The sequence below is a fragment of the Oribacterium parvum ACB1 genome (assembly GCF_000238055.2).
GTDB lineage: Bacteria > Bacillota > Clostridia > Lachnospirales > Lachnospiraceae > Oribacterium > Oribacterium parvum.
This window is the reverse complement of sequence record NZ_KE148312.1, coordinates 1,928,419-1,949,968: the sequence shown is the minus strand read 5'-3', so window position 1 is coordinate 1,949,968 and position 21,550 is coordinate 1,928,419. Positions and strand designations below refer to the sequence as shown.

Annotated in this window: 27 protein-coding genes; 22 read left to right on the top strand and 5 right to left on the bottom strand. The window is 39.6% G+C overall.

Features of this window, described 5'->3' with window-relative positions:
• Nucleotides 1–42 precede the first annotated feature (42 nt).
• The 22 genes from ftsY (at nt 43) to HMPREF9625_RS08565 (ending at nt 17,446) form a co-directional block, all read left to right on the top strand.
• Entirely contained in the window at nt 43–915 is an 873-nt protein-coding gene (ftsY, locus tag HMPREF9625_RS08670) for a signal recognition particle-docking protein FtsY (protein WP_009538301.1), read from the top strand.
• A 179-nt stretch (nt 916–1,094) separates the two neighbouring features.
• Nucleotides 1,095–2,069, top strand: a complete 975-nt coding sequence (locus HMPREF9625_RS08665; RefSeq protein ID WP_009534313.1) for an ABC transporter ATP-binding protein — start codon at nt 1,095–1,097, stop codon at nt 2,067–2,069.
• Entirely contained in the window at nt 2,066–2,869 is an 804-nt protein-coding gene (locus tag HMPREF9625_RS08660; protein ID WP_009534312.1) for an ABC transporter permease, read from the top strand. Before HMPREF9625_RS08665 ends, HMPREF9625_RS08660 begins: the two co-directional genes overlap by 4 nt.
• 5 nt (nt 2,870–2,874) lie before the next feature.
• Nucleotides 2,875–3,651 carry an ABC transporter permease gene (locus tag HMPREF9625_RS08655; protein ID WP_009534311.1) on the top strand — a complete coding sequence of 259 codons (777 nt, stop codon included), beginning with the start codon at nt 2,875–2,877 and terminating at the stop codon, nt 3,649–3,651.
• Between the two features lie 49 nt (nt 3,652–3,700).
• Nucleotides 3,701–3,931, top strand: coding sequence for a type II toxin-antitoxin system antitoxin VapB (vapB, locus tag HMPREF9625_RS08650; protein WP_009538261.1), 231 nt, complete (start codon nt 3,701–3,703; stop codon nt 3,929–3,931).
• Nucleotides 3,928–4,326: a type II toxin-antitoxin system tRNA(fMet)-specific endonuclease VapC gene (gene vapC / locus HMPREF9625_RS08645; RefSeq protein WP_009534309.1), complete on the top strand. Its 399-nt coding sequence runs from the start codon at nt 3,928–3,930 to the stop codon at nt 4,324–4,326. The genes vapB and vapC overlap by 4 nt, the downstream gene beginning before the upstream one ends.
• A 66-nt stretch (nt 4,327–4,392) precedes the next feature.
• Complete coding sequence (locus HMPREF9625_RS08640; RefSeq protein ID WP_009534308.1) at nt 4,393–4,707, top strand: helix-turn-helix domain-containing protein; 315 nt, start codon at nt 4,393–4,395, stop codon at nt 4,705–4,707.
• Nucleotides 4,697–6,079, top strand: a complete 1,383-nt coding sequence (gene ffh / locus HMPREF9625_RS08635; RefSeq protein ID WP_009534307.1) for a signal recognition particle protein — start codon at nt 4,697–4,699, stop codon at nt 6,077–6,079. The genes HMPREF9625_RS08640 and ffh overlap by 11 nt, the downstream gene beginning before the upstream one ends.
• Before the next feature lie 135 nt (nt 6,080–6,214).
• Nucleotides 6,215–6,454: a 30S ribosomal protein S16 gene (gene rpsP, locus HMPREF9625_RS08630; protein ID WP_009534306.1), complete on the top strand. Its 240-nt coding sequence runs from the start codon at nt 6,215–6,217 to the stop codon at nt 6,452–6,454.
• Between the two features lie 23 nt (nt 6,455–6,477).
• Nucleotides 6,478–6,705 carry a KH domain-containing protein gene (locus HMPREF9625_RS08625; protein WP_009428061.1) on the top strand — a complete coding sequence of 76 codons (228 nt, stop codon included), beginning with the start codon at nt 6,478–6,480 and terminating at the stop codon, nt 6,703–6,705.
• A gap of 132 nt (nt 6,706–6,837) precedes the next feature.
• On the top strand, nt 6,838–7,362 hold the full coding sequence (rimM, locus tag HMPREF9625_RS08620; RefSeq protein WP_009534305.1) for a ribosome maturation factor RimM: 525 nt from the start codon (nt 6,838–6,840) through the stop codon (nt 7,360–7,362).
• Complete coding sequence (gene trmD, locus HMPREF9625_RS08615) at nt 7,359–8,090, top strand: tRNA (guanosine(37)-N1)-methyltransferase TrmD (protein WP_009534304.1); 732 nt, start codon at nt 7,359–7,361, stop codon at nt 8,088–8,090. Before rimM ends, trmD begins: the two co-directional genes overlap by 4 nt.
• Nucleotides 8,091–8,264: 174 nt before the next feature.
• Complete coding sequence (rplS, locus tag HMPREF9625_RS08610; RefSeq protein ID WP_009429342.1) at nt 8,265–8,618, top strand: 50S ribosomal protein L19; 354 nt, start codon at nt 8,265–8,267, stop codon at nt 8,616–8,618.
• Nucleotides 8,619–8,677: 59 nt separating this feature from the next.
• On the top strand, nt 8,678–9,205 hold the full coding sequence (gene lepB, locus HMPREF9625_RS08605; protein WP_009534303.1) for a signal peptidase I: 528 nt from the start codon (nt 8,678–8,680) through the stop codon (nt 9,203–9,205).
• Between the two features lie 13 nt (nt 9,206–9,218).
• Nucleotides 9,219–10,097 (top strand): ribosome biogenesis GTPase YlqF, encoded by an 879-nt coding sequence (gene ylqF / locus HMPREF9625_RS08600; RefSeq protein ID WP_009534302.1) that lies wholly within the window; start codon nt 9,219–9,221, stop codon nt 10,095–10,097.
• A 74-nt stretch (nt 10,098–10,171) separates the two neighbouring features.
• Complete coding sequence (locus HMPREF9625_RS08595) at nt 10,172–10,816, top strand: ribonuclease HII (protein ID WP_009534301.1); 645 nt, start codon at nt 10,172–10,174, stop codon at nt 10,814–10,816.
• A gap of 106 nt (nt 10,817–10,922) precedes the next feature.
• Nucleotides 10,923–11,285 (top strand): YraN family protein, encoded by a 363-nt coding sequence (locus HMPREF9625_RS08590; protein ID WP_009534300.1) that lies wholly within the window; start codon nt 10,923–10,925, stop codon nt 11,283–11,285.
• Nucleotides 11,286–11,412: 127 nt separating this feature from the next.
• Nucleotides 11,413–12,564, top strand: a complete 1,152-nt coding sequence (gene trpS / locus HMPREF9625_RS08585; RefSeq protein ID WP_009534299.1) for a tryptophan--tRNA ligase — start codon at nt 11,413–11,415, stop codon at nt 12,562–12,564.
• On the top strand, nt 12,537–13,097 hold the full coding sequence (locus HMPREF9625_RS08580; protein WP_009534298.1) for a Holliday junction resolvase RecU: 561 nt from the start codon (nt 12,537–12,539) through the stop codon (nt 13,095–13,097). The genes trpS and HMPREF9625_RS08580 overlap by 28 nt, the downstream gene beginning before the upstream one ends.
• Nucleotides 13,098–13,250: 153 nt before the next feature.
• Complete coding sequence (gene trkA, locus HMPREF9625_RS08575; RefSeq protein WP_009534297.1) at nt 13,251–14,654, top strand: Trk system potassium transporter TrkA; 1,404 nt, start codon at nt 13,251–13,253, stop codon at nt 14,652–14,654.
• Complete coding sequence (locus HMPREF9625_RS08570) at nt 14,644–16,092, top strand: TrkH family potassium uptake protein (protein ID WP_009534296.1); 1,449 nt, start codon at nt 14,644–14,646, stop codon at nt 16,090–16,092. Before trkA ends, HMPREF9625_RS08570 begins: the two co-directional genes overlap by 11 nt.
• Nucleotides 16,093–16,366: 274 nt before the next feature.
• Complete coding sequence (locus tag HMPREF9625_RS08565) at nt 16,367–17,446, top strand: tyrosine-type recombinase/integrase (RefSeq protein ID WP_009534295.1); 1,080 nt, start codon at nt 16,367–16,369, stop codon at nt 17,444–17,446.
• A 4-nt stretch (nt 17,447–17,450) separates the two neighbouring features.
• Here HMPREF9625_RS08565 and HMPREF9625_RS08560 read toward each other — a convergent pair whose 3' ends face one another.
• From HMPREF9625_RS08560 to yqeK, 5 genes are all read right to left on the bottom strand, one after another.
• The gene (locus tag HMPREF9625_RS08560; protein ID WP_009534294.1) at nt 17,451–17,852 is read right to left on the bottom strand and encodes a hypothetical protein; all 402 of its coding nucleotides are present in this window, start codon (nt 17,850–17,852) and stop codon (nt 17,451–17,453) included.
• 16 nt (nt 17,853–17,868) lie between these two features.
• Nucleotides 17,869–18,603 carry a transcriptional repressor LexA gene (lexA, locus tag HMPREF9625_RS08555; RefSeq protein ID WP_009534293.1) on the bottom strand — a complete coding sequence of 245 codons (735 nt, stop codon included), beginning with the start codon at nt 18,601–18,603 and terminating at the stop codon, nt 17,869–17,871.
• 214 nt (nt 18,604–18,817) lie between these two features.
• Complete coding sequence (locus HMPREF9625_RS08550; protein WP_009534292.1) at nt 18,818–20,221, bottom strand: peptide MFS transporter; 1,404 nt, start codon at nt 20,219–20,221, stop codon at nt 18,818–18,820.
• Nucleotides 20,222–20,447: 226 nt separating this feature from the next.
• Nucleotides 20,448–20,777: a ribosome silencing factor gene (gene rsfS / locus HMPREF9625_RS08545; protein ID WP_009538312.1), complete on the bottom strand. Its 330-nt coding sequence runs from the start codon at nt 20,775–20,777 to the stop codon at nt 20,448–20,450.
• Nucleotides 20,778–20,884: 107 nt separating this feature from the next.
• A complete protein-coding gene (gene yqeK / locus HMPREF9625_RS08540) occupies nt 20,885–21,493 on the bottom strand; it encodes a bis(5'-nucleosyl)-tetraphosphatase (symmetrical) YqeK (protein ID WP_009534290.1) in 609 nt (202 codons plus the stop codon).
• Between the last annotated feature and the right edge of the window lie 57 nt (nt 21,494–21,550).

Sequence of the window (21,550 nt, the reverse complement as noted above, 5' to 3'; positions counted from 1 at the left end):
CAATAAGTAATTAGATATAAAACTATGGTATAAGGAGTAGCTATGGCGAATTTTTTCTCAAAAATTTTAAATAATCTCTTTCAGTCGGATCGGGTTGCCGATGAGGAATTTTACGAAGAGCTGGAAGAGGCTATGATTCAAAGTGATGTTTCTTATCCAAGCTGCATGCGGATTATTGATGCGGTGAAACGCGAGGCGGATCGAAAGGGCGTGAATCTTACCAAGGATGTCCAGAAGATTTTAAAGGATTACCTTTTGGATACCATGTCGGTAGACGAGGATTACTATAATTTTGAGAAAGAAAAGAGCATCATTTCCGTAATCGGCGTAAATGGAGTCGGAAAGACCACTTCTATCGGAAAGCTCGCCTACCACCTAAAGAAAAAAGGAAAAAAAGTTATCCTTGCCGCTGCCGATACCTTCCGCGCCGGTGCGATTGAACAGCTTGTAGAATGGGGAAATCGTGTAGGGGTGGACTGTATTCATCAAAAGGAGGGCTCTGACCCGGCTGCCGTGGTTTTTGATGCTTTGCAATCCTTTAAGGCAAAGAATGCGGATGTTTTAATTATTGATACCGCAGGAAGACTCCACAATAAGAAAAACCTGATGGAAGAGCTCGGAAAGATTAACCGTATTATTGACAGGGAATTTGCGGAAGGCTATAGAGAGACACTGGTGGTTCTTGATGCCACTACCGGGCAAAATGCAATGAGCCAAGCCAAGATGTTTAAAGAATGCTCTCAGGTCACCGGTGTGGTTTTAAGTAAAATGGACTCCACAGCAAAAGGCGGTATGGCCATTTCCATTCAGGCGGAACTCGGACTTCCCGTAAAGTATGTGGGAGAGGGCGAAAAGATCGAAGACCTTAAGCGCTTTGATGCAAAAAAATATGTAGAAGATATTTTTGCCTTTTAGATATTTATGCTTGCTAAGTTAAACAAATAAAATCCGGTTTAGAACTAAATTCAATATAAAAAAAACCAAAATCAGGCTGTATGAAATTTCATTTCAGCCTGATTTTGTTATAATGTAAAATAGTTGCGTTCACAAAATTTCTCAATGATTTTATAAAAAATACATAGTGGGAGATTGTCATGATTGAAGTGGAACATATTACGAAAGAATATAAAATGGCTAAAAGAGAGGCGGGCTTTCATAACGCTGTTAAAGCTTTATTTTCACGTAAACAGGATACTGTAAGAGCTCTTAATGACATCAGTTTCAAAATTGATGATGGAGAAATTCTTGCCTATATAGGACCTAATGGTGCCGGCAAAAGTACCACTATAAAGATATTGTGCGGAATTCTGACTCCTGATAAAGGCAATTGTATTGTGGATGGCTATGTTCCATGGAAAGACAGAAAATCATATGTTAAAAACATCGGGGTTGTGTTTGGGCAGAGAAGCCAGTTGTGGTGGGATATTCCAATCATTGACAGTTTTGAATTGATTAAGGATATGTACGACATAGATAGTCGTACATATAAACAGAATGTATCGGAATTGTGCCAGCTACTGGATTTAGAGAAAATAGTAAAAACGCCTGCTAGAAATCTTAGTCTTGGTCAACGAATGAGATGTGAAATTGTAGCATCATTATTACATAATCCCAAAATTCTTTTTTTGGATGAACCAAGCATTGGTTTGGATGCGGTATCTAAGTTGGCGGTAAGGGATTTTATAAAAAGAATAAATGCAGAAAAAGGAACTACTGTTATATTAACAACACATGACATGCAGGACATTGAAGCATTAACACATCGTGTAATGTTAATTGGAAAAGGTCAAATTCTCTTGGATGGAAGCCTTGAAGAGCTGAAAAAAAGGGTCTCGGATAAGAAAGAGATAAGAATTAAACACTCCGGAAAAACTCCTACACTATGTGAAGGGATGAATTACTTAGAACAAAAAGACGATAAATTAAAAATCTCATTAGACCCTAAGATGATTTCTGTTTCTGAAGGAATTGCGTATTTATCTCGTGAGACTGAATTAATTGATTTGGAAGTATCTGATATATCGGCAGAAGAAATGGTAGCAAGACTCTATAAGGAGTATCAGATATGAAGAAGTATCTATCAGTATTTAGAATTCGCCTTATAAATAATATTCAGTATAGGACGGTTACATTTGGTGCTGTAGCTTCCAATATAGTATGGGTATTGTTGGAACTGATGATGTATGTGGCACTATATAATTCTGCCGGGCATGTACTGCCCATGACATTTTCTCAAATTATCTCCTACATTTGGGTAAAAAGAATTGTAATGAGTATGCTTGCTGTAGTTGCGTATGATGGAGAGATATATAGTGTTATTAATAATGGCGCTGTAGCATATGAACTGGTAAGGCCTATGGATCTATATGGAAAATGGTATTCTCAGGCAGTAGCCAACAGAGTCACATCTACATTGATAACTTGCATCCCGGTATTAGTGATAGCAATTATACTCCCGGAACCTTTTGGACTGCATTTCCCTATGAGTCTTCTGCAGGTATTTGCATTTTTCATTTCTGTTTTTCTTGCACTGGGACTTGTAGTAGCGTTTGCCATGATAATGTTTATTACATTGTTTTATACATTATCTCAACGAGGAATAAAGATTATAGTTACAGCAGTAAGCTCATTTCTATCAGGCGGAATGATTCCTATAACTTTTTTCCCAAAAAAGGTATTAGCTATATTGAAATATCTTCCCTTTTCGTCTATGCAGAGTACTCCGTTACTCATATACAGTGGAAATATTACCGGTACAGAGATTTTAAAAGGAATTGCTATGCAAATTATATGGATGATTATTCTAATTGCAATTGGAAAGGTTTTGATGAATCATTCCATAAAGCATGTAGTTGTTCAGGGAGGATAAGCGTAATGAGGGTTTATCTCAAGATGATGGTACTGAATTTAGAAAGCCAAATGCAATATAAGATATCCTTTTTCATGACAGTTTTAGGTCAGTTTATAACTGCATTTGCAGGATTATTTAGTATCAAATTTATCTTTGATCATGTGGACAAGATATATGGTTTTAACTATACAGATGTGATTTTGTGCTATGCGATTGTGGTTTTGTCTTTCTCCATTGGTGAAGCTATAGGCGGCGGATTAGCTAGATTTGGTAGCATACTTGGAAATGGTGAATTTGATCGAGCATTAGTAAGACCGGGTAATGTTATACTCCAAGTACTGGCTCCGAGTGTGGATTTTACACGCATAGGGCTATTGATTCAGGCTGTAGGAACGCTTGCATATGCAATAGGGAGATCCAATATTCAATGGGACTATAAAAAGATAATTACCCTCGCTCTAATGATTGTCTGTGGAAGCATTTTGTTTTTTTCTATGTTTTTGTTTAAGGCGACATTTGCTTTCTTCACAGTACAGGATTTAGATTTTTTAAATTTGTTTACATATGGAGCAAAGGAATTCGGTAAATATCCTTTTTCCATTTATGGGAAGACTGTTTTATCCATTCTTACCTACATCATACCGCTGGCAATGTTTCAATATTATCCATTATTGTATCTAATTGGGAAAACATCCGAAGCGTATTATATTGGGTTTCCATTACTATCGCTTATTTTTTTGATTCCGTGTTGCTTATTCTTTAAATTTGGCGTTAGAAGGTATAAATCAATAGGCTCTTGACTTGGTATATATTGCGGTATATATTGTTAGGGAAAGGAAGGTGATTCTTATGATGACCGCAAAAGTTTTTAAAAATGGAAGAAGCCAGGCAATTAGACTTCCTAAGGAGTGTCGATTTTCATCAGATGAGGTAATGGTGAATAGGATAGGTGATATGGTTATTCTGCTTCCTAAACAAAACAAATGGGAATCCTTTATGAGAGCAATAGATATGTTCTCGGATGATTTTATGGAAGACGAAAGAACAAGAGATATAGTTCAGGAGCGTGAAGCACTATGAGGTATATGCTTGACACCAACATCTGTATTTATGTAATAAAGCATAAGCCGGAAACTGTATTTCAAAAATTACAGAATATAAATCCCGAGGATGTGTGCATATCATCGGTCACATATGCCGAATTGGTGCACGGTGTAGAAAAGAGCGCTGCTGTAGAAAAGAACAGATTGGCACTGTCCATGCTTCTTGCGAATATGGAAATTCTGGATTTTGATGTGGATGCTGCTGATTGTTATGGAAAGATTAGAGCAGCTTTGGAGAAAAAAGGAACACCGATAGGACCTCTCGACATGATGATTGCTGCTCATGCACAGTCTCTTGGCTATACAGTCGTAACAAATAATATGAAAGAATTTTCCAGAGTTAGTGCTCTGCAAATTGAGATTTGGGTGTAATAGCTGTCAAGAAAAACACTTGACAGCTATTCTTTTTTTTGTTATTTTATTGCAGCGAGGTGTGCTATGGATGAATTTGTAGAAAAAGGAAATCTATTCCTGCTTTACTCGGGACTTTTAAAGGAAAACCAGAAAAAGGTCTATGCCTACCACATTATGGAAGACATGAGCTTCTCGGAAATCGGCATAGAAATGAATATCACGAGGCAGGCAGCACAGTACTTGTACAGTAAAGCCGACGAACAACTTCGCTTTATGGAAGAGAATCTGCAGCTGGGGAAAAAGTGGTTGCGTATTCGTGCACTGGCGGAGAAGATAGCTGAGCAAAGCGGGGATGAGGAAATCAGGAAATTAGCAGGAGAAATAATGCATGGCATTTGAAAGCTTATCAGAAAGACTAAGTACAATATTTCAAGGTTTATCCGGTAAGGGGAAACTCTCCGAGGACGATGTAAATCTTGCGCTAAAAGAAGTCCGTATGGCTCTTTTGGAAGCGGATGTGAATTTCAAGCTGGTAAAAGACTTTGTTGCCAAGGTAAAGGAAAAGGCCATCGGCGAAGAAGTATTTTCTTCCTTGAGTCCCGCTCAAACCGTAATTAAAATCGTAAAAGAAGAACTTACGGCGATGATGGGTGAGGAAAATACCGAGTTGAAGCTCCGCCCCCAAAGTGAGATTACTGTTCTTATGATGGTCGGACTCCAGGGTGCGGGTAAAACAACTACGGCGGCTAAGCTTGCCGGAAAGTTCCAGAAGATGCATAGAAAGCCTCTTCTCGTTGCCTGTGACATTTACAGACCTGCTGCGATTGAGCAGTTAAGAGTCAATGCGGAAAAGCTCTCCATTCCCTTCTTTAGTCTGGGAAATCAGATTAAGCCGGAGGAAATCGCCCAAAGAGCTTATGAAGAGGCGAAAGAGAAGGGATATAATCTTCTCATTTTGGATACGGCAGGTCGTTTGCAAATTGACGATGCTTTGATGCAGGAATTAAAGCGTATGAAGGCTGCCGTTCCGGTGGATTGGACGATTCTTACTGTAGACGCGATGACCGGTCAAGAAGCGGTTAATGTCAGTCAGAGCTTTAGTGAAGACATCGGCGTAGACGGTGTTATTCTTACGAAGTGTGATGGAGATACCAGAGGCGGTGCCGCTTTATCTATTAAAGCGATGACCGGACAGCCTATTTTATTCCTCGGTATGGGGGAAAAGCTTTCCGAGCTGGAACCCTTCTATCCGGATCGTATGGCCGGAAGGATCCTCGGCATGGGCGATGTCCTTTCTTTAATCGAGAAAGCGCAGAGCGAAATTGATGAAGAGAAGGCTAGGGAATCCGTTCGTAAGCTTTCCAAAGGGCAGTTTAACTATGATGACTTCATGGAGCAGATGAACCAGCTGCAAAAGCTGGGCGGAATTGCCGGGATTTTAAAAATGCTTCCGGGGATGAATAAGGCGATGCAGGGAATAGACCTTGAGGACTCCGAGAAGAAGATGAAGCAGGTAAAATGCATCATCCAATCCATGACCTTTAAGGAAAGAGCGAACCCAAAGCTTATGAATCCTTCCAGAAAGAAGAGAATTGCGAGCGGTGCCGGTGTGGATATTTCTGAAGTAAACAAACTGGTAAAACAGTTTGAAGAAATGCAGAAAATGATGAAGCAATTCGGCGGCGGAAGAGGAAAGCATGGCAGTCCATTTGGCGGCGGTTTTCCCGGTATGGGCATGAAGGGCATGGGAGGAAAAGGATTTCCTTTCTAAGATAGGGGAAGAGAATCGGAAATTCCGATTTTTCGTTTGCTGTATTTAAATAAAAATTTAGCTAAATATTGTATTTATTGGTTTCAACAGCATTGCTGAAGAAATAAATCAAGTGTATTTTCAAAGGAGAAAAAAATGGCAGTTAAGATCAGATTAAGAAGAATGGGACAGATCCACGCACCGTACTATCGTGTAATCGTAGCAGATTCCAGAAGCCCGAGAAACGGTAGATTTATCGAGGAGTTAGGATACTATGATCCGACTAAGGAGCCTACTGTATTTAAGGTAGATGCTGAAGCTACAAAGAAGTGGTTACAGAATGGTGCTCAGCCGACAGAAACCGTAGCTAGACTTCTCAAGAAGTTTAACATCTAACTCTACAAGGAGGGGATGCTGTAATGAAAGAACTTCTGGAAACCATTGCAAAAGCATTGGTTCAGTTTCCCGAAGATGTTCATGCTGAAATGGAAGAGAAAGAAGGAGAAGTCTTTCTCACCCTTTCTGTAAATGAGCAGGACATGGGAAAGGTGATTGGACGCTCAGGCCGTATTGCTAAGGCAATTCGTTCTGTGATGAATGCAGCTGCATCCAAGCAAAACAAGAGAATATCCATCGATATTCAGTAAAACAGGCGAGATTTATCTGGCAGTTATGATAAGCGCTGTAAAAGCAAAGCTAAAGATTTTTGATTGCTGTACAAGTCTGTAGAGCATAAGAACGCTTTGATTTTACAGCCCTTTTCTTTAGGAGCGGTAAAGATGTTAGAAGAATTACGAGTGGGTATTGTAGGAAAGCCTCATGGCTTAAAAGGGGAACTTAAGGTCTTCCCCACAACGGATGATCCGAAGAGATTTTCCGCCTTAAAGGAAGTTATTTTAAAAAAAGAAAGCAAGGGGCTGATTTCCAAGGAAGAGCGAGAAGAGAGAGAAGTTTCCGCTGTCCGCTATCATAAGGATACCGTTCTTTTAAGCTTAAAGGGGATTGACAGCATAGAACTTGCCGAAAAATATAGAGATTACTCTCTTTATGTAAAAAGAGAAGAGGCCCTCTCCTTAGCGGAAGGAGAATATTTCCTCGGAGATTACCTCGGCATGGAGGTTTTTATCGAGGGAGAGGAGAGCCTTGGGCAGGTCTCGGAGCTTATTGAAACCGGAGCCAATCTGGTTTTCGTGGTAAAAGGAAAGGATAAGGAATATCTGATTCCGCATGTTCCTGCTATCGTCTACTCTATAGAGAACAATCGTATCCATATTCATACCATACCGGGGTTACTCGAATTATGATGAAATTTACTGTACTGACATTATTTCCGGAACAAGTAGAAGATGCATTTTCCCACTCCATTATGAAAAGAGCGATGGAGGATGGGAAAATAGAGCTGCGCTGCATCAATATCCGAGATTATACGAAAGATCCGCACGGACATGTCGATGATGCTCCCTTTGGCGGCGGAGCGGGAATGCTTATGCAGGCGGAGCCGATCTACGAAGCATTTTCGTATCTACAAGAAAATGAAGCTCCTACAAAGGTGATTTACTGTTCTCCGAGAGGAAGAATATTTTCACAGAAGATTGCAGAAGAGCTGGCAGGAGAAAGTCATATCGTTTTTCTTTGCGGACACTATGAGGGAGTGGATCAGAGAGCCTTGGAGCTTCTTAACGCTGAGGAGCTGTCACTCGGTGACTATGTTTTAAGTGGTGGAGAGCTGGCATGTGCCATTATGATGGATGCCATTTCCAGAGTAAGAGAGGGCGTGCTCAACAAGAAAGAGAGCTACGAGGAGGAGAGCTTCTCGAACGGTCTTTTGGAATATCCCCAGTATACAAGACCGAGAGAATATAAGGGGCTTACGGTTCCGGAGGTCCTTCTTTCCGGAGACCATAAGAAAATTGCCGCATGGAGACATGAGGAAAGTTTAAAGCTAACCGAAGAGGTTCGTCCCGATCTCTATCAGCTCTATAGAGAAAGGAATCCTGAAGAATTTCAGCCTAAGAAAAAGAAAAGGAAGTAAAAAATACAGCTATCTTCCATAAAAAAAGAGGAGAATCCGGCATTTTTCCTTGCTTTTTAGAAGAGGCTGTGCTATTCTATACGAGCTGTTTTGTCATAAGGCAAAATATAACCCTATAATATGTTCCGCTGACGAAACCGTGTATGAACATAGAATGTTTTGGAGGACTTGTATATGTCAAATTTTGAAATCATTAGAGAAATTGAGCAGGCGCAGTTAAGACAGGAAGCCTTAGCACCGTTCAACACAGGAGATACCATTAAGGTATACAACAAGATTAAAGAGGGTAACAGAGAGAGAACCCAGATTTTCGAGGGAACCGTTTTAAAGATTCAGGGTGGTTCCAACAGAGAGACCTTTACCGTTCGTAAGTCCAGTAACGGTGTAGGCGTTGAGAAGACCTGGCCGATTCATAGCCCGTTCGTAGAGAAGATTGAAGTAGTTCGTAAGGGTAAGGTTCGTAGAGCGAAGTTGAACTACCTTCGTGATCGTGTTGGTAAGGCTGCTAAAGTTAAGGCTGCGAAGTAATTTAAACCATACAGTACAGGTGTTCCTTTCGGAGCACCTGTTTTTTTCTAAGGAGTGTTATGAAAGAAAGAACGATTTTTCAAAAGTTTATTCATACTCTGGTGGACATTCTTGTTCTTCTTTCTTTGGCCTGGTTCATTGTTTACAGCTTCTTCTCCCTTTACAGGGTTTCTGGACACAGTATGGAGCCCGCACTTTCCACAGGTGATACGGTTCTCATTGATGAGCTGAGCTATCGATTCATTAAGCCGAAAAGAATGGATATCGTGCTGTTCCAAAGAGCGGATAAGTCTTATAATATGAAACGGATAGTCGGTCTTCCCGGCGAAACCGTGATTATTCAAAATGGAAGAATCTATATTAACGGAGAGCTTTTAGAAACAACAAAGATTTCTCCCATCGCTCTACCGGGTTTGGCTAAAAATCCCGTAGAGCTTGGGAAAGACGAGTATTTCCTTATTGGAGACAATACGGATTCCTCGGAGGACAGTCGTTTTCAGAATATTGGAAATGTGCATTTTGCGCAGATACGGGGAAGAGTCTGGTTTCGCCTGCTTCCTCTTCGGAAAATGAAGCTCATAGTATAGAAAGGAGCCGGAAGTGAAAATACAGTGGTATCCCGGGCATATGGCAAAAGCCAAGAGAAAGATGAAAGAAGATCTACCCCTTGTCGATGCAATTATTGAAGTGATAGACAGCCGTTGTCCTAACTCTTCCCGTAACCCGGAAATCGACATTTTAGCTAAAGACAAGGCCAGAATCATGCTTTTTAACAAGGCTGACCTTGCGGATCCGGCAAGAACAAAGAGCTTTATGGAAAGCTTTCGGAAGCAGGGCTTCTATACCATGGAAATGGATGCCAGAAGCCGTTCTAGTGTAAAAGGCGTAAGTAAGCTTGTCATGGAGAGCTGTGCTGAGCTTTTAGAAAGAAAGAAGCAAAAAGGGATTCTTTCTCAAAGCATCAAAGCCATGGTTCTCGGTATTCCGAATGTTGGGAAATCCACCTTTATCAACGCCTATGTGGGAAAGGCTACGGCGAAAACCGGAAATAAGCCGGGTGTCACTAAGGGGGCTCAGTGGATTAAGATCGGAAAAGACTTACAGCTTCTCGATACACCGGGAATCACCTGGCCGAAATTTGAAAGAGAGATTGTGGGCTTGAATCTAGCTCTCATCGGTTCTATTAACGATGAGATACTGCCGATAGAAGAGCTTATCTTTTATCTTCTAAAATATCTTACCCGTTATTACGGCTCCGCCCTTGTTTCCCGCTATGGTGAAACACTGCAGGGAAAGGAAGATGCTTTGGAAGCAATGGACGCCATTGCCGTAAAGAGAGCCTGTATCAAAAAGGGTGGCGATATTGATTACACGAAGGTATCCCGACTGATTCTGGATGATTTTCGAAGCGGAAGACTGGGAAGAATCAGCTTGGAGCATCCTATGAAATGGGAAGAAGACAGCCAAATGGAAGTATAGATTTATGAGAATTTTCAACGCATAAAAGAATATTCCCATGCTTCGAAAAGGAATGAATTTTAATAGGATAAGATATGACCGATAAAGCAAGAGAAAAAGAAGAGCTTCGGCTCGAGGAAATGCGAAAAGAGGAGAGAGCTGTACTCGATTTAAGTCCGATAGCAGGAGTGGATGAGGCGGGACGAGGCCCCTTAGCAGGACCAGTGGTTGCGGCCTGTGCCGTGATTCCTTTAGATTATCCCTTTTATTATTTAAATGACTCGAAGAAGATGTCCGAGAAACGAAGAGAAGCGCTTTTTGAGGTCTTACAGAAAGAAGCCATTGCCTTTGGAATCGGCATTGTTTCTCCGGAAAGAATCGATGAAATCAACATCTTACAGGCGACTTATGAAGCTATGAGAGAGGCACTGAAGGATATGGAGAAGCGTTTTTCGCTTAGTCCGAAGATTCTTTTAAATGATGCCGTGACGATTCCCGGTATTCCGATTACGCAGAAGGCTATTGTTCACGGTGACGCGAAGTCTTTGTCCATTGCGGCAGCCAGTGTCTTAGCTAAGGTGACAAGGGATCATATCATGCTGGAATATGATGAACAATATCCTAAATACGGCTTTAAGCAGCATAAGGGCTATGGGACAAAGGTCCATAGAGAAGCCATTCTTACACACGGCCCCTGTCCTATTCATAGAAGAAGCTTTTTAAAGAATTTATATAGTTAAATAGAAGTAAACTGCTAAAGAGAATGTAATCTAGAATTGTAGACCTTCCTATGGATAATCAGTTCTTTAAAAATATATCTACGGTTTATCGAGAGAGGTAAGTCGAATGCAGAGTAATAAGGCGAAGAATACACATCTTCTCGGAGAAAAGTACGAGAATATGGCGGTAGAATATTTGGAAGCAATGGGGTATAGTATTTTGGAGCGAAATGCTCGCTTTCACCATTTGGAAACGGATATTATTGCAAGAGACGGAGAATACCTCTGCTTTATAGAAGTTAAGGGGAGAAAGAGCGGGAGCTTAAGCTCTCCCTATGAAGCTGTAAGTCCGAAGAAAATCCGTTTTCTTCGAACCATGGCGGAGGGATACCTGGTAAAACAACATTTATCCTTATATGACACCCTTTGTCGCTTTGATGTACTTTGCATTTTAGGCGAAGAAATTGAGCTCATTAAGAATGCATTTTAGCTATTTAAGAACAGATCTTAGTTATTTTAAAATGGAAAAATGTGTTTTGCATATGATGCTTTTTTATAAAATGATATATTATTTCTCATCATTCGAAAGAGAAGAATAGATAAAGGAGTTTAACAGAATGGAAGAAAAGAGCAAGAATAAAAATGAGCGCAAAGTGATTTTAACGGGAGACAGACCTACCGGAAAACTGCATCTTGGGCATTATGTAGGATCTTTACAAAGAAGAGTGGAATTGCAAAACTCCGGAGAGTTTGACGAAATCAATATTTTGATTGCAGATGACCAGGCCTTAACCGATAACTACGACAACCCGAAGAAAATCAGAGATAACATTATTGAAGTGGCTTTAGACTATCTTTCTGTCGGTATTGATCCCGCTAAGAGTACTATCTGTATTCAATCTGCTCTTCCCGCACTGCATGCCCTGTCCTTCTACTACTTAAATCTGGTTACCACGCAAAGACTGAGCCGTAACCCGACCGTGAAGGTGGAAATGAAGCAGAAGGGCTATAGCGGAGAGAATGAAAACGATAACGAAGCAGGACTTCCTGCCGGTTTCTTTACCTATCCCGTATCTCAGGCAGCCGACATTACTGCATTTAAAGCCACAACCGTTCCGGTTGGAGAAGATCAGCTGCCCATGATTGAGCAGACAAAGGAAATTGTTCGACGCTTTAATCAGCTTTATCAGAGAGAAATCCTTTTGGAGCCGGAAATACTTCTTCCGGAAAATTCCAGTCAGAGAAGACTGCCGGGAATAGACGGTAAGGCAAAGATGAGTAAATCTCTCGGTAACGGCATTTACCTCTCCGACGATGAGAAGATGGTGAAAACGAAGATTATGAGTATGTATACCGATCCTTCACACATTAACATTGCAGACCCCGGTCATGTAGAGGGAAATATGGTATTTACTTATCTCGATGCCTTTTCTAAGCAAGAAGATTTCGCAGACTTCCTTCCGGAGTATCAAAATCTCGAGGAAATGAAGGAGCACTACAGAAAAGGCGGTCTTGGTGATGTAAAGTGCAAGAAATTCTTACTTAAGGTTATGGAAAATATGCTTTCTCCGATTCGAGAGAAGAGAAAGCTGTGGGAAAATCGTATTTCCGATGTCTATGATATTCTATATCAAGGGACGGAAAAGGCTAAGGAGACGACCAATAAAACATTGGAAGAAGTTCGTGATGCCATGCGAATCAATTATTTTACAGGAAATACAATCATTGGAGAATGGGATAAATGGGTACATGGAAGTCACGAGGGCTAAGAGGCTCTCTTCTGGAAGAGGAGCTGAATCAGACTATTTCTCTCTATAGAGAAAAAAATCTTGCCCTCATTCAGAAAATTCCTACCCCGATTACCCCTATAGAACTGGATAAGAGTCATAAACAAATCACCCTTGCCTACTTTGATCGGAAGTCCACCGTGGACTATGTGGGAGTAGTGCAGGGGATTCCTGTTTGTTTCGATGCCAAGGAATGCCATAAGGACTCACTTCCTTTGCAAAACCTTCATGCGCATCAGATGGACTTTATGCAGGACTTTATGAAGCAGGGCGGAATCAGCTTTATTATCCTGTCATTCACACAAAGGAATGAAATCTATTATGTGCCTTTGCGGGAGCTCCTCCGCTTCACAAAGAGAATGGAAGAGGGCGGTAAAAAGAGTTTTCGCTATGATGAACTCGAATGCTCCCATAGAATTTATCGCAAAAAGGACCTTCTGGTGCATTTTTTAGAAGCTTTAAATGAGGATATTTTACTATTAAATGAAATGTCAAAAACTGAGTATTATGGATAAAGATAAAAGTTCATGGACTTACAAGTTTATGTAGTTTATAAGTTCATGCAATGATAAGTTTGTGAAATGATAAGCAGTAAAAATGATTCTTCGACTTTTTCTTTTTAAAAAGAGAAATCTGAAGCGTATGCAATAGTAAAAAAGGAAGATAAAATGAATATTATCGTAGTCGGTTGCGGAAAAGTCGGTCTGAATTTAGCGGACCAGTTAAACAAAGAAGGACATAACATTACCATCATTGATAATGATGAAAAGGAACTTCGTCATGCGGTGGATTTCTTGGATGTCATGGGCGTCCATGGAAATGGTGCCATGCCACAGACGCTTCGAGAAGCGGGTATCGCTGAAGCGGACGTATTGATTGCAGCTACAAACCAAGACGAAGTCAATATGCTCTGTTGTCTTTTTGCTAAAAAAGAAGGACATTATTGCAGCACCATTGCCAGAATTCGTGATCCGCAGTATACAACGGAAATTAAATACTTACGAGATGAATTAAATCTTGCCATGGTTATAAATCCGGAAATGGCAGCTGCAAAAGAGATTGAAAGGCTACTTCGTTTCCCTTCTGCAATCAAAATTGACAGCTTTTCAAGAGGAAGATTGGACCTGATTCGTGCAAAGGTTCCGACAGAAAGTCAGCTGGTCGGTATCCCTTTCTATAAAATGAAAAAGGAGATTGGTCTGGATGTTTTGGTATGCTGCATTGAAAGAGGAGAGGAGGTCTTGATCCCGAAAGGCTCTGACTGCTTTATGGCCGGTGATGAAATCAGCTTTATTGCATCGACAAAGCACATTACGGAATTTTTCCTAAAGCTTGGCTTAAAGTATACCCCTATCCGTGATTGCATGATTGTAGGTGGTGGAAGAGTAAGCTATTATATTGCCAAATATATTGAAGAAACGCATTTAAACTTAAAATTGAAGATTATTGATTCCAATAAAGAGCGCTGTGATTTTTTAGCGGAAGAACTGCCGGATTGTAGTATTATCAACGGGAACGGTATTGATCAAGAATTGTTAAAGAGAGAGGGAATTGAGACCACGGATGCCTTTTGTTCTTTAACAGGCTTTGATGAAGAAAACATTATGCTTTCTCTATATGCCGGAAAACTTTCAAAAACCAGATTGATTACTAAGGTAAACCGTATTACCTTTGAAAATGTGATTCGCGAAATGAATCTCGGCTCTGTAATCTACCCGAAACAGATTATTGCGGACAGCATTGTTCGCTATGTTCGTGCATTGGAAAATTCCAAGGGATCAAACGTGGAAACACTTTATAAAATTGCCGACGGAAGGGCAGAGGCTCTAGAATTTCGTGTCTTAAATGACCCGAATCTGATTAATATTCCTTTATCGGATATTCAATTAAATGATGGTGTTTTGATTTGCGGAATCATCCGGAATCATCGTGTGATTACCCCGAACGGATCGGATATGATGAAAATGGGAGACCGAGTTATTATTGTTACGAAAAATACGGGATACAATGATCTTCGAGATATTTTAAAGATGAATAATGAAGAGGAGAGTGGAATCCATTATGAACTTTAGTATGATTGTCTATATTCTGGCATGGGTACTGAAAATCGAGGGAGCAAGTATGATTTTGCCACTCCTTTGTTCCTTGATTTATAAGGAAAATGACATTGCCCTTTGCTTTTTCATTATTGGAACAGCATCCGTTTTACTCGGATATATTCTAACTGCAAAAAAACCGAAAAAAATCGCTTTTTATGCGAGAGAGGGCTTTGTTATCGTGGCGGCTTGTTGGGTGGTTCTTTCCCTGGTAGGGGCTTTACCCTTTTTCATTTCAGGAAGAATTCCGCACTATATAGATGCTTTATTTGAGATTGTCTCCGGATTTACCACAACCGGTTCTTCAGTTCTTTCCGATGTTGAAGCTCTTGGAAAAGGTCTTTTATTTTGGCGTTCCTTTTCACACTGGATAGGAGGAATGGGCGTACTTGTCTTGGTATTGACCGTACTACCACTTGGCGGCGGTTACAATATGATGATTATGAAAGCGGAGTCACCCGGACCGGAAGTTACAAAAATGGTGCCTAGAGTAGCGGATACGGCAAAAGCACTATATAAAATCTATTTTATTTTAACGATTATCATGATTCTTGTATTTCTGCTTTCCGGCATGCCTCTCTTTGATGCACTGTGTATCGGATTCGGTACAGCAGGAACCGGAGGTTTTGCTATTCGAAACTCCGGAATGGCGGATTATTCTATGCTTAGCCAGTTTTTAATTACTATTTTTATGATTCTATTCGGAGTTAACTTTAATGTATATTACCTGATTCAGAGAAAGAAGTTTTCGGATGCGTTTCATTCTGAAGAGGCCAGAGGATATTTTATCATCATAGCGGCAAGCACTTTGTTTATCACTTTCAATATCTTTCAGAGTATTGGAAAGGGATTTTTATTTGCTCTGCATCATGCTTTTTTCACAGTAGGAAGTATAATCACAACAACAGGATTTTCTACATTAGATTTTAATGAGTGGGCAGTACCTTCCCAAATGGTCATTTTATTCCTTATGATCTGTGGAGCCTGTGCAGGTTCAACCGGTGGAGGACTTAAGGTATCAAGACTTATAATATTGTTAAAGAGCCTCGCAAAGGAATTGCATCTGATTATTCATCCTGAAGCTATAAAAAAGGTAAGACTGGAAGGAAAGTGCTTGGATCACAGCGTAGTTCGTTCCGTAAGCACATATTTGGTAGCTTATTGCTTTATTTATATGATTTCCATTTTCCTTATCAGTTTTGACGGGTATGACTTCTTGACTAATTTTTCCGCAATTTCTGCAACCTTTAACAATATAGGACCGGGACTTGGAAAAGTAGGACCGCTAAGTAATTTTTCTGTGTATTCTTATTTTTCAAAGCTAGTTATGATTTTTGACATGCTAGCCGGAAGACTGGAAATATTTCCCATGTTGATTTTATTTTCCATAAAGACTTGGAAAAAGACAAACTAAGCCGAATTTATAGAACTGAATGGATATTTTATTCGAGATAAATGGCTTCGTGATATTTATTTCCAAGATAGTGTTTTAGAACGTATATAAGTTCATAAAATTATAAGAAAAGAATAAAAGAGATATGCATATAACTATTCGCTAAACTCTTGTTTAACGAATAGTTATATGCTAAAATAAGGGTATGGCTGAATAAGCTATACCTTTAATGCTAAATAAGACAAATACCGTTTTGTTTAACTTATTTTTTTAACTTATTTATGTGAGGTGAACTATGGCTTTAGCCTATCATGAAGAATTGGATAAAAAGAATACTGTAAAGCTTAGAGAATTACAAAAAGATCTTCCTGTATTTTGCAATGTTTTTTTCCGCGGAATTGACCAGATTACCGCATCTCGTACAAAGATTGCCTATGCTTATGATTTGAAAGTTTTTTTTACCTATCTTAAGGAAGAACTGAATATACATGATTCCATCGACGACTTTACGGTTCAGGACGTAGAGAATCTTACTATTCCCGAGCTTGAAGAATATATGGAATATCTTAAATACAGAACCAAAGAAAAAGAAAATGCAGAAGGAGAAATGGAAACCATTGATATACTAAATCATAATAAGAGCATCAAACGAAAAATTTCTTCTTTAAAGAGTTTCTACAACTATTTATATAAAGCAGGTTTGATTAGTAGTAACAAAGCATCTCTTCTCTCCCTCCCCAAGCTTTCCGAGGAGGAGATTATCCGTATGGATCAGGGTGAAATCGCCCAATTTCTTGATGAAGTGGAAAACGGTCATCAACTAAGCAAAAAAGAACGTGAATTTCATGAAAAAAACAATGTACGTGATCTTGCCATGATGCAACTGATGTTGGGAACCGGGATTCGTGTTTCCGAGTGTGTAGGACTCAATTTATCCGATCTTGACTTTAATAATAACGGCATCCGTATTCATCGTAAAGGCGGCAAAAATGTCACTATTTACTTCTCTGATGAGGTGGAAAGCGGGCTTCGTGCTTATTTAGAAGAAAGAAAGCTGAAGATTCCTGCTCTCGGACATGAAGAAGCACTCTTTCTTTCTATGCAGAACAAACGTATATCCGTTCGTTCTGTAGAAAAAATGGTCAAAAAATACGCCAGTCGTGTAACACCATTAAAACATATTACTCCGCATAAATTGCGAAGCAGCTATGGTACGAATCTATATCAAGAAACAGGGGATATTTACCTTGTAGCGGATGTACTGGGACATAGTGATGTCAATACAACAAAGAAGCATTATGCTGCACTGGAAGAGGAACGGCGCAGAAGTGTACGAAATGTCGTTCGTCTTAGAAAAGAAGAAGGAGAAAGCTAGTTTTCTAGAAAAATGAAGTATTTTCTTCATTCCAACGATTCTCTTCTTTATATTTCTTGACTCTTCTTTGATAGGTTCTGAGCTGTACTCCGGCATATTCTGCAGCTTCAGTACTTTTATGGGAATTGCTATAGAGAAATATATCTGAGACTTTTTTTGCTGAACCATAGTCTCTTTTCTTTCCGGCATCGCGTTTTAAACGATCTACTGCAATATCCAGCTTAAAAGTGTATTTCTCATTTCTCCCGGAGGATAGAGATACTTTCATACCATATTTTTTTAAATAAGAATCCAGCTCGGTAATTTCTTTTTGAATACGAAAAAACTCTCCGTCATCTTCTATTTCTAATTGCAGACTTTCCACTATATGTTCCCCTAATCCGGGTTCAGACCATCTCTCTATCATAATAAAGCCTTCAGTCTTATAAACCGAGTCTAATAAGGCCTACAGCCTTACCTAAGATTGCACAATCCTCTACAATAATCGGATCCATTGCATCATTCTCCGGTTGCAAACGAATATGTCCATCTTCCTTATAGAAACGCTTTACCGTCGCACTGTCATCAACCAAAGCTACTACAACTTCACCTTGGGCGCAGGTGTTTTGCTTAGCTACTATAAGATAATCTCCATGAAAGATTCCGATATTAATCATGGAGTCACCCTTGACCTTTAAGATAAAACTCTCCTGATTCGGAAGCAAGTTGACAGGAAACGGGATATTACCGGTAATGTTCTCTTCTGCAAATATTGGAGTTCCTGCAGCCACTGTACCTACTATCGGTAACGCTGTCATCTCTTCTCCATAAGCCTCGGTAGAAACGGTATCTTCTCTATCTTCAACTAATTCAGATTTATCGGCAATATTTCCTATATCATCATCTTCTGTATCTCTTCGCTCTAAGCTAAGACCCTCACGATTTAGGATTTCTATTGCTCGAGGATGAGCCGGATCTTTCCTGATTAAACCAAGCTTTTCTAAATCATTTAAATAAGTAAAAACACTGGAAGTTGATTTAAGGCCTACTTTTGCACAGATATCTCTTACAGATGGAGGATAGTTTTTCTTTTGTACACAATCCTTAATGTACTCATATATTTCTTCCTGCTTTTTTGTTAAATTATCTATACTATATACCTTCTTTGGTCTTCCCATGCCATCCTCCAAAATAATAAAGTTGATACTGCTCTTCATCTTAGTTCACGAACTTTTGTTCTTATAAATTATAGCATAAAAGAATTATATTGCAAACATTTGTACGAAAATAATAAGAACAAAAAAAGTGCTGAACGACAAATTCGCCATTCAGCACTTTCTCAATTACGCTATTCTTTTATTCTAAGTTTCACTATGAATCTATTTACTTATCCTATTCCTCTCCCAGCTTATCTACTGCCATAAGCTTTTCCAGGAAGCTCTTGATTACTATAAGGATTGCTCCGCAAATCAAAAGAGAAGAACCAAGGATAATCAAAATCTTTGCATATCCCCATTTATCCGTTACTGCAACAAGATAACCGGAAGCAATACCGGAGAAAGTATATGTAAGATACCAAGAGCTCATTGCCAAAGAGGAGAACCGCTCCGGGGTCAACTTATTGAATAATGCCATACCTACAGGAGACACTAAAAGCTCGCCGATAGTTAACACAGTATAAGCTACAAGCATGTACCAAAGATCCATCTTTACAGTCTTATCCAGTACACCGTGTAAGGTGTTGAATCCGGCTAAAATGATGAAGAAGGCAAGACCGGTAATCGCCATTCCAACAGCCATCTTTACGCTAATGGGCGGATCCATCTTCTTTTGTCCCAAACTCATCCATAAGTTACCGAAAAGCGGCGCAAGGATGATACATAAGATACCGTTGAAAGAAATAAGCCATACAACAGGAACCTGGAAACCGGCAACCTTTAAGTTAACGTAATCCATAGCCAAAGTGTTAATGGTGTAAGAAGTCTGGAAATAGCATGTCCAATATACGGTAACAAGGATGAAAATGATGAACATACCTAAGATACGCTTCTTGTCAACAGCTGTCAACTTCTCGTTGCTTACTGTCTTAGTTGTTCCATCCTCTTCCTTCTTCTGCTTTCCTGCAGGATACTTTCCAACCTCTCCTAACCACTTCGGAATAAGGAAAAGATAAATCAGGAATACGAGGAACATACCGATGGACACCATCAGATAAGCGTACTTGTAACCATAGCTGATAACATTTCCCGCTTCATCCTTAATAGCCATCCAGTGGTCAGTCAACATTCCACCAAAAATCGGACCGAAGAAGCTTCCGATATTTACAGCCATGTAGAAAATTCCATAAGCGGCATCTTTTCTGGTATGCTCCTTTTTGGAATAAAGCATTCCTACAATAGCACTTAAGTTGTTATTCATAAATGCTGCAGAAAATACATTAATGGAAATACCCACAATAACCATAGGAACGTTTGGCGTAAACAGGAAGAAAATCATATATGCAACTCCCTGCATAAAGAACGCCATAAGTAAGGACTTCTGAATACCTAAGAAACGGTCTGTGATTACCGATCCAAGTAAGGGAAGCACAGAACCGGCTGTTGTGGCAACAGAAATCAACAATCCTGCCTGCTCCTTGGATAATCCCAAGCCTCCCATAGCTACACTATACGTGTAGAAGAAAATCAAGAATCCCGAAACCGCATACTTCAAATAGCTGGATCCGCACATTCCTATGCAGGCAAGCCATAGACCTTTCGGGTGGTGAAATTTTTCTTTCTTTACTGCTTCTTCCATAACCCCTCCTAAAATTACGATAAAAAATTTCATTATTTCCTGTAAAATAATGAATATCTAGACTATGTTAAGAATATAGCAAATTCTACTAATTGGCAAGAACTATTTATTTTTTCCATTACTAGATTTTAAAAGGAGTAGATCGCTTTATTTTTTACAATAATAAACGAATTTAACTAATAATATTTAGGCAAAACGCATAAATAAAATTTACTTTGTAAATCAATTATACAGGAATCTTTTTTGCATCGGACCAAATCTTTTCAAGATCGTAATATTCCCTTTGTTCCTTGGTAAAGAGATGTACTACAATATCACGATAATCCATAAGAATCCAGCCGGAACTGCTCTCTCCCTCCTTATGTAAACCATCTAATTGAACTTGATCCTCTACTGCATCTTCCAGGGCATCTAACTGCCTGGCATTGTCAGCAGATGCCAAAATAAAATAATCTGCCAAGGTGGAAATTTCGGAAATGTCCAAGGCAATGATATCGCCGGCTTTTTTTTCCTCTAATATATTCATAATTTTTTGTAATAAAGTGGTATTTTCCATAAATTCCTCCCTATTATTTAACTAAGATAAACTCGTTAAACGCTAAAATAATTCGTTAAACTCTGATTCAATTCATGAAACGCCGGTTCAATTTAGTAAACTCCATCTCATTTCTGAAGCTCTTCTTCCTGCAAAGCCTTATAGTACCGGTATGCTTCTACCGATTCCGTGCACAAGCTCTGTCCCTTTTCCTCAACATATTCTATTGTTGCACGTAAGCTCATATAAATCGCTTTATCCAGATTAGAAAAGGCTATTCTTCGAATTTCGTCCAATTCTCCTCTACTTCCTCTTCTGACCTCGATATAGTCTGCAAGGTAAATGATTTTTTCCAATAAACTCATAGCCGGTCTGCCAATAGTGTGATAATAAATGGCTGACAATATTTCTTCATTCTGAATTTGAAAATGTTTTCTGGCATACGTTGCACCATATATCCCATGTAAGACCTGCGGGGCAGAAATGTATTCCGGCAGCAAAGGAATATGTTCTCTTTCACAAGCCGTAAGCAATTCTTTTTTTCCCATATATTTTGCACAATCATGACAAAGACCGGCAAGCTCTGCAGCCTTTAAATCGTAGCCGTGAGCCATGGCAAGAGCAATCGCGGTAAAGGATACACTGATGGAGTGCTCATAGCGTTCCTCATTCAAGTGCTCCTTCAAATGCTTGCGAATGAATTTTACTTGTTCCCAATATCCTCTATCTTCTTCCAAAGTGAGTTCCTCCATAAGCACATTCTATTGCGAGTAGTAGCTAGGTTTTGTTACTAA

Bases quoted from the DNA above. Each gene is read 5' to 3' on its own strand.
- trmD (WP_009534304.1), top strand. From the start codon at position 7,359: ATGATGAAATTTACTGTACTGACATTATTTCCGGAACAAGTAGAAGAT.
- trpS (WP_009534299.1), top strand. From the start codon at position 11,413: ATGGAAGAAAAGAGCAAGAATAAAAATGAGCGCAAAGTGATTTTAACG.
- ffh (WP_009534307.1), top strand. From the start codon at position 4,697: ATGGCATTTGAAAGCTTATCAGAAAGACTAAGTACAATATTTCAAGGT.
- HMPREF9625_RS08640 (WP_009534308.1), top strand. From the start codon at position 4,393: ATGGATGAATTTGTAGAAAAAGGAAATCTATTCCTGCTTTACTCGGGA.
- HMPREF9625_RS08660 (WP_009534312.1), top strand. From the start codon at position 2,066: ATGAAGAAGTATCTATCAGTATTTAGAATTCGCCTTATAAATAATATT.
- HMPREF9625_RS08580 (WP_009534298.1), top strand. From the start codon at position 12,537: ATGGGTACATGGAAGTCACGAGGGCTAAGAGGCTCTCTTCTGGAAGAG.
- rpsP (WP_009534306.1), top strand. From the start codon at position 6,215: ATGGCAGTTAAGATCAGATTAAGAAGAATGGGACAGATCCACGCACCG.
- HMPREF9625_RS08655 (WP_009534311.1), top strand. From the start codon at position 2,875: ATGAGGGTTTATCTCAAGATGATGGTACTGAATTTAGAAAGCCAAATG.
- HMPREF9625_RS08560 (WP_009534294.1), bottom strand. From the start codon at position 17,852: ATGATAGAGAGATGGTCTGAACCCGGATTAGGGGAACATATAGTGGAA.
- ftsY (WP_009538301.1), top strand. From the start codon at position 43: ATGGCGAATTTTTTCTCAAAAATTTTAAATAATCTCTTTCAGTCGGAT.
- HMPREF9625_RS08625 (WP_009428061.1), top strand. From the start codon at position 6,478: ATGAAAGAACTTCTGGAAACCATTGCAAAAGCATTGGTTCAGTTTCCC.
- HMPREF9625_RS08550 (WP_009534292.1), bottom strand. From the start codon at position 20,221: ATGGAAGAAGCAGTAAAGAAAGAAAAATTTCACCACCCGAAAGGTCTA.
- rimM (WP_009534305.1), top strand. From the start codon at position 6,838: ATGTTAGAAGAATTACGAGTGGGTATTGTAGGAAAGCCTCATGGCTTA.
- lepB (WP_009534303.1), top strand. From the start codon at position 8,678: ATGAAAGAAAGAACGATTTTTCAAAAGTTTATTCATACTCTGGTGGAC.
- HMPREF9625_RS08565 (WP_009534295.1), top strand. From the start codon at position 16,367: ATGGCTTTAGCCTATCATGAAGAATTGGATAAAAAGAATACTGTAAAG.
- rplS (WP_009429342.1), top strand. From the start codon at position 8,265: ATGTCAAATTTTGAAATCATTAGAGAAATTGAGCAGGCGCAGTTAAGA.
- HMPREF9625_RS08595 (WP_009534301.1), top strand. From the start codon at position 10,172: ATGACCGATAAAGCAAGAGAAAAAGAAGAGCTTCGGCTCGAGGAAATG.
- HMPREF9625_RS08590 (WP_009534300.1), top strand. From the start codon at position 10,923: ATGCAGAGTAATAAGGCGAAGAATACACATCTTCTCGGAGAAAAGTAC.
- rsfS (WP_009538312.1), bottom strand. From the start codon at position 20,777: ATGGAAAATACCACTTTATTACAAAAAATTATGAATATATTAGAGGAA.
- HMPREF9625_RS08570 (WP_009534296.1), top strand. From the start codon at position 14,644: ATGAACTTTAGTATGATTGTCTATATTCTGGCATGGGTACTGAAAATC.
- vapC (WP_009534309.1), top strand. From the start codon at position 3,928: ATGAGGTATATGCTTGACACCAACATCTGTATTTATGTAATAAAGCAT.
- HMPREF9625_RS08665 (WP_009534313.1), top strand. From the start codon at position 1,095: ATGATTGAAGTGGAACATATTACGAAAGAATATAAAATGGCTAAAAGA.
- lexA (WP_009534293.1), bottom strand. From the start codon at position 18,603: ATGGGAAGACCAAAGAAGGTATATAGTATAGATAATTTAACAAAAAAG.
- trkA (WP_009534297.1), top strand. From the start codon at position 13,251: ATGAATATTATCGTAGTCGGTTGCGGAAAAGTCGGTCTGAATTTAGCG.
- vapB (WP_009538261.1), top strand. From the start codon at position 3,701: ATGATGACCGCAAAAGTTTTTAAAAATGGAAGAAGCCAGGCAATTAGA.